This window comes from Lysinibacillus parviboronicapiens (genome assembly GCF_003049575.1).
GTDB lineage: Bacteria > Bacillota > Bacilli > Bacillales_A > Planococcaceae > Lysinibacillus > Lysinibacillus parviboronicapiens.
The window spans coordinates 1-353 of the sequence record NZ_PYWI01000109.1 but is presented as its reverse complement, the minus strand read 5'-3'; the positions used below and the strand labels follow the sequence as shown (position 1 = coordinate 353).

At 32.0% G+C, this 353-nt stretch carries 1 protein-coding gene; it reads left to right on the top strand.

Annotation, left to right across the window (positions count from 1 at the left end):
• Nucleotides 1-105 precede the first annotated feature (105 nt).
• A partial coding sequence (locus C9J35_RS23320) for a hypothetical protein (RefSeq protein WP_107927175.1) occupies nt 106-353 on the top strand: 248 nt, incomplete at its 3' end.

Sequence of the window (353 nt, the reverse complement as noted above, 5' to 3'; positions counted from 1 at the left end):
TTTATGAGATGGTTTCATGCCATATCCTAAGATGTTTATTAATATCTCGTGTCAAAGACCACAGCGTAATGATGACTTTATAGAGAGAAAGGGAGAGTCGATCAAATGATTAACAACACAAAAAATCAAGGTGAGATATTGGATACTGAAAATGTTTTAGGAAAATATAAGGAGAATATAGAATTAATTCAACAGTCATTAAAACAACTTGAGCTGGTCACTACTAAATTACAAAGTGAGGGATTGGTTGAAATAGAAAAGTTGGCTAATGAATTAAGTATGTTGCAGAAACTCTCAACAAGTATAGAGTTTAAAGCTAAACTTCTTATTTGTAACAACGGTGAAACCATCGA